Below are 5102 nucleotides of genomic sequence, written 5' to 3' on the forward strand. Positions count from 1 at the left end.
CCCGCCGGGTGAGAGTGAACCGAAACGAAGTTTCGCAGTTACTCGAAGTGAGTTAATAGATTAACGATGGATATTGCATCAAGGATGAGCTAATTACGCTTACTACATTTAAATGGGCTTATATGAGCTTTACTTAGCACTGCGCACGCTTATTTACCTTCTAAAAACGCGATGAACTCTCCAGCCGATACATACCAAATATCATCTTTATTTGAGATTGTTTGAACGAGCTTTTCGGCGTAATCCCAGTTGTTATTTACTGTGTTTTTATCAAATTCCCACGAATGACCCCAAATCATCATTACAGTGAGCTTATTGCTTTTAAGCGCAATATATTGCTCTATTAATGGCATTGCGTTTGTGTGGTGAACGGTTGGGTTCCATGCCATGTAGTTGGTAGGGAGCTCAAAATTAAGAGTGTCGTTTACTGTTCGGGCATTAGTAAAGCCCGCTTGTTTTACTAATTTCATAGCGGCTTTATCGTAAGAGCCTAAAGGGTATGCAAAAGACTGTAAGGGGCTGCCTTTTAAGGGCGATAAAATGTGCTTATCGCGGGCTAATTGTAATTTTAATTCTGCTGTATCTAAGCCTGCAAAGCCCGGATGTGAGTAACTGTGGCTTGCTATTTCATGGCCTTTATAAAGTGTTTTTACTTCACTTTGTTTAATATATTCGCCCTCTTTACCGGTAAAGGCTTTCATCCATGGTAGCTTTTTAGCAAATAAACCTGAGTTTAAGTTAAACGTACCAACAACCTGGTACTTATTAAATAGTTCCACAAGCTTTCTGTCTTGTATAACGCCATCGTCGTAGCTAAAAATAACAGCTTTAGTCGCGCCGTTAGGGTAGCTTTTTACAGGCGCTTTACTGGCTGCNCCGCCATTAATATAGCAATTAATAAACTCTTCATTTTAAGGTTTTCATTATTGATGCAAGCTGTTTAGCCCAAAGGTCATAGCCTGCCTTATTTAAATGGGTGCCATCGGTCGTGAGCGATTTTTTAAGCGTACCTTGAGGGCCTAAAAATACGGGGTGTAAGTCTATATAGGTAAAATTTGCGTGCTCAATTGCTTTAATTTGTTGGTTAACCGTTTGCGCCATTTGCGTAATAAAATTGCGATGATCGGGCAAAATACTTTGTACATAAATTTGTGTATTTGGGAGTGAGTCATTGAGCTGAGTCACTATTTTTTCGATATTTTCACTCACCGACGCTAAGTCTTTAACTTGCTTTATATAATGGTAATTAAAAATATCGTTTACACCAATTTTTAAAAATATAGCTTTAGGCGGGGCTGCTTTTAATTCGTTTAAACGCGCTAAAACACCGTAGGTCATATCGCCACTAATACCGCGGTTTCTTACGCGTAGGTCGTTAAACCGTATGCTCCAATTTAGCCCTTGCTCTGTAATGCTATCGCCAATAAATACAATATCGCCTTTGCGTAAAGGTTGTAGCTTAAAATGGGCTATACGCTCAGCATAGTGGTTTTTTAGCCATTGCGATTGAAAAGGAATTGCCTTTTCGGCATTAGCTTTAAAGCTTATTAATACAGCACCTATAATTAATGTGCCAAGTAGAAAAGTGATGTGTTGGAGTGTGTAATTACTTGGTTTATAACTCATAAAAACCTGCGCTTATAGACATACTAACTTAGCAATGTATCTATAAACGCCGGTTTTTGATACGTGTTGCATTCGTATTCAGACTTTGTTTATAACCACCCTTTTTATTAAGCCTAATAGTTTAGCAATCCCTAAAGTAAGTAGCATAGGTACGCCTATTAAAATAAGCTCTTTTACAAAGGGTAAAATGTACATCAAAATAGGGGCTGTTCTCGGCTTTTCACCCTCAGCTGCACCGTGGGAATATCCCTGCTGATTTATTTGTGCGGCCCAGTCGGTGAGCTCTAAACTAACCAGTAAAAGGCTCACTAAAACAGATACAACTAACACAATGCTGGTGCGGGTTTTCCACTGTTGTTTTAGGTGCTTCATTATTTAGCCTCCTTGGCAAACATGCGTTTAGTCAGTTTTACTATCCAAGAAAAATTAAGCGCTAAATGCACACCTAGCATGGGCATAATAAAGGTGGCTGAATCGTGATGTATTTTCGACCAAAAGTCTTGAATGTTTAAACTAATATTAAGTGCGGGTAGTAGAGCCACCGACACTAAAAAGCCACTCACAAATACTAATAACATCATTATATAAAGTAGGTAATCCCACACTATATTAAAGCGCTCGCGTGCTGTTATATTGGCAAATAAACGGCTAAAGCTGCGTGTTACCCAATCCCAGTGCAGTAGTAAGTGAATAACAAAAGGAATAATAAAAAATAGGCTAAACCATTCGTGTAAAGGGATGCCGGTGGCTTGAGGTGCACTTACTAGCATAAAGCTAATAAGCAGTAAGGTGTCCATTACATAACGGAACTTTTGTAAGTTTTGTTTCCAATCAGACATTATTGACCCTGAAATAATTTATTTATAATACCAACCCGCATAATTAAGTGAACTATTTTGAGGATGGAAAAACGTGTTGATAGCAAGGCAAAAAATTCGCTATTTAGTTGTTCTCGGCAATTGCTCCTGCATTGCTCTATCTTCTGCATCCATGCAGTCGTAAATGAGAGTTTTTTAACGCAGATAGCGACACGTTTAGCCCCTAAAAATGATTAAGTATTATTGCGGATTGGTATGGTTGACGCTATTTAAGGTACGCCCCCCTTAAACAGCAAAAGGCTCAATAAAATATTGAGCCTTAAATCATGCGCAAATTATTAAATTAAAAAACGTAAGACGCGCTTAATTTAACATTACGACCCGCTTCGTAATCTTGCACTGTGTCGCTTGAGTATGAAGCGTGAGAGTAATACGTTTTATCAAAAATATTCTCAACACCTAAGGTCATGCTTAGTGCTTCAAGCTGGCTTGGTAGCCACTGCATGCTGATGTTATGAACCTGATAACCCACTTTATGAATATCAGCACCGCTTGATACTGAGTCATCAGTTCTGTTAACTAGGCTGGTCCAGTTAAATTTCAAGTCGTATTTTGGTACTTCGTAGCCAAGGTTTAGTGAAATGCTATCACCTACTTCATAACGCAGTTGCTCGCCTGTCTCTAGTTGTTCAGAGTCTGACTTAGAGTAACTTAAACGCGCACTAAATAGCGTTTTACGCAGTGAAAGTGTTGATTCAAAACCATCTATATCGTAATCACCCGAGTTTTCATAGGTACCAATTGGGCGACCTTTACCAATTGCCCAGTTGTCTATGTAATCTTCAATACGGGTTTTAAACAGGTTTAATGAAAAACCAAATGAGTCTAAGCCCATAATATTTTGATCTTTAAAGGCAAAACCAATGGCGTTATTAACACCGGTTTCTGCTTTTAGGTCTTTATCAAAGTTAGTACTGTAATCAACGTAGCTTTCGCGCAGGCCAGGACCTTGAAAAAGCTCGGTAGAGCTTGCGTTAATGCTCCAATTTTCATTAATTAAGTATTTAGCCGCTAAACCAAACGTTGGTATGACTCCCACTGTCAAGTTAAACGCACTGATCCCTGCCTAACTTTTTAAGCCATAATTACTTTAGCTCGAATTAGAGCGAGTTAATACATAGGATGAAGCAAGTAATGTCGTCGGTTATCTTGCTGATATTCGTTGGTTATTACTATTTCTAGTAACAGAGCAGACCTTACTTATTTCGTCGTGGCACCTGTCTTCAGTCTATGTTCGTGGTTCAATGCAGCGTTAGCTGCACTGCCATCCTAACGCCGTCGGTGGTTGTGCCACACCCGATGCTTGATCCCATGCATTAACTCTAATACGTTTATCATGCGGGTACTCTTGCCAATCTAAGTTTTGTATTCACTGGCGTAAGCACCACTTCTTTTGCAATAGCCCATATGTACGCAATCATTTCTCGGGCAATGGCGGTAACAACCAGATTGTAGTGTTTCCCTTTGGCTATCATTTTTTTATAGCGTTTGCAGAGCCTAATCTGTGCTTTCCACGCAATATCAATAATGTCCTTTGGTAAGCCTTCTTGTCGTTTTTGCATATCTGTTGATATATTTGCCGCATACCGATAAGTGTGTGCACCTTCCACAAGAAGGCGTCTTGCTCGGCCATTTCCGCATTTTGTGATGGCGCCAATATGGCGTTTGCCACCACTCGAGTGTTCACTGGGTACAAGACCGAGATAACTCATTAATTTACGGGGATGGTCGAAACGCGATAAATCGCCAAGCTCAGCAACAACGCCAGTGGCGACCAACAAACGGACACCACGCATAGCTTGTATTGCTTTGACAACAGGATAATAACGCCACTGGTGAACGTGGTGTGTTAGTTCATTGTCTAGCCGTTCAAGTCGGCTTATTCGTTCGGTAATTGTGTGTAAAAATTCTTGTAAGACGATGTGCTGAGCGGGGTGTGGCAGCACAATCTCAGTGAGCCAACGTAAATGTTTTTGTGACCAATTCGCAGTGCCTTTATAATTGATATTATTGCGAAGCAACAGCGCCTTTAATTGATATTTGGCATCTTTTAAGTCCTTCATTGCCACTTCGCGTGCACGAGATAAATCGCGTACAGCTTCATCTTCAGGCTCGGGAACATAGATAGGTGTTAAATCTTCAGACTTAAGTAATTTAGCAAGCTTAAGAGCATCACGTTTATCGGTTTTAATCTTCTCACCAGGTTTTTTAGGAATAAGAGAGGGCGCCACCACGTAACAGCAATGGCCGAGGCTGGTAATTAACCTGTAAATCCAATAACCACATGGGCCTGCTTCATAAACAAAATGAAGTGTTGCGCCAGAGTATTTCGATTCGAACTGACGAACAAGCTTTTGAACGGCCACTTTGGAAGACGAAACTCGGCCAAGATGAACAGGTTGCGCACCTCTATGTTCTTCAATATAGGCGACTTCATTGAATTCTTTATGTGTATCAAGACCGATAAAAAGTATGCTATGTTTATTCATGTTAGCCTCTGCTGTTTAGTTAATTGACAAACTAATTATGGCTCTGGCTTTGAATTAAGCTAACCCACGAAAAGCGGAGGCTAACACCGTGTGGGAGTCATTATGTCTA

General features: G+C 40.1%; 6 protein-coding genes. All 6 read right to left on the reverse strand.

Features of this window, described 5'->3' with window-relative positions; genetic code table 11:
• Positions 1-149: 149 nt before the first annotated feature.
• Complete coding sequence (locus L650_RS0115155; protein WP_085065505.1) at positions 150-899, reverse strand: polysaccharide deacetylase family protein; 750 nt, start codon at positions 897-899, stop codon at positions 150-152.
• Positions 900-906: 7 nt separating this feature from the next.
• On the reverse strand, positions 907-1626 hold the full coding sequence (locus L650_RS0115160) for a GDSL-type esterase/lipase family protein (protein WP_085065506.1): 720 nt from the start codon (positions 1624-1626) through the stop codon (positions 907-909).
• A gap of 78 nt (positions 1627-1704) precedes the next feature.
• The gene (locus L650_RS0115165) at positions 1705-1998 is read right to left on the reverse strand and encodes a hypothetical protein (protein ID WP_029773630.1); all 294 of its coding nucleotides are present in this window, start codon (positions 1996-1998) and stop codon (positions 1705-1707) included.
• Positions 1998-2465 carry a DUF4405 domain-containing protein gene (locus L650_RS0115170; RefSeq protein ID WP_024031643.1) on the reverse strand — a complete coding sequence of 156 codons (468 nt, stop codon included), beginning with the start codon at positions 2463-2465 and terminating at the stop codon, positions 1998-2000. Before L650_RS0115170 ends, L650_RS0115165 begins: the two co-directional genes overlap by 1 nt.
• 322 nt (positions 2466-2787) lie before the next feature.
• Complete coding sequence (locus L650_RS0115175) at positions 2788-3543, reverse strand: TonB-dependent receptor domain-containing protein (protein ID WP_029773631.1); 756 nt, start codon at positions 3541-3543, stop codon at positions 2788-2790.
• A 295-nt stretch (positions 3544-3838) separates the two neighbouring features.
• Positions 3839-4993: an IS110 family transposase gene (locus tag L650_RS0115180; protein ID WP_029772239.1), complete on the reverse strand. Its 1155-nt coding sequence runs from the start codon at positions 4991-4993 to the stop codon at positions 3839-3841.
• Between the last annotated feature and the right edge of the window lie 109 nt (positions 4994-5102).

Source organism: Pseudoalteromonas sp. TB51 (assembly GCF_000498055.1).
GTDB lineage: Bacteria > Pseudomonadota > Gammaproteobacteria > Enterobacterales > Alteromonadaceae > Pseudoalteromonas > Pseudoalteromonas atlantica.

Bases quoted from the DNA above. Each gene is read 5' to 3' on its own strand.
- L650_RS0115160 (WP_085065506.1), bottom strand. From the start codon at position 1,626: ATGAGTTATAAACCAAGTAATTACACACTCCAACACATCACTTTTCTA.
- L650_RS0115165 (WP_029773630.1), bottom strand. From the start codon at position 1,998: ATGAAGCACCTAAAACAACAGTGGAAAACCCGCACCAGCATTGTGTTA.
- L650_RS0115170 (WP_024031643.1), bottom strand. From the start codon at position 2,465: ATGTCTGATTGGAAACAAAACTTACAAAAGTTCCGTTATGTAATGGAC.
- L650_RS0115180 (WP_029772239.1), bottom strand. From the start codon at position 4,993: ATGAATAAACATAGCATACTTTTTATCGGTCTTGATACACATAAAGAA.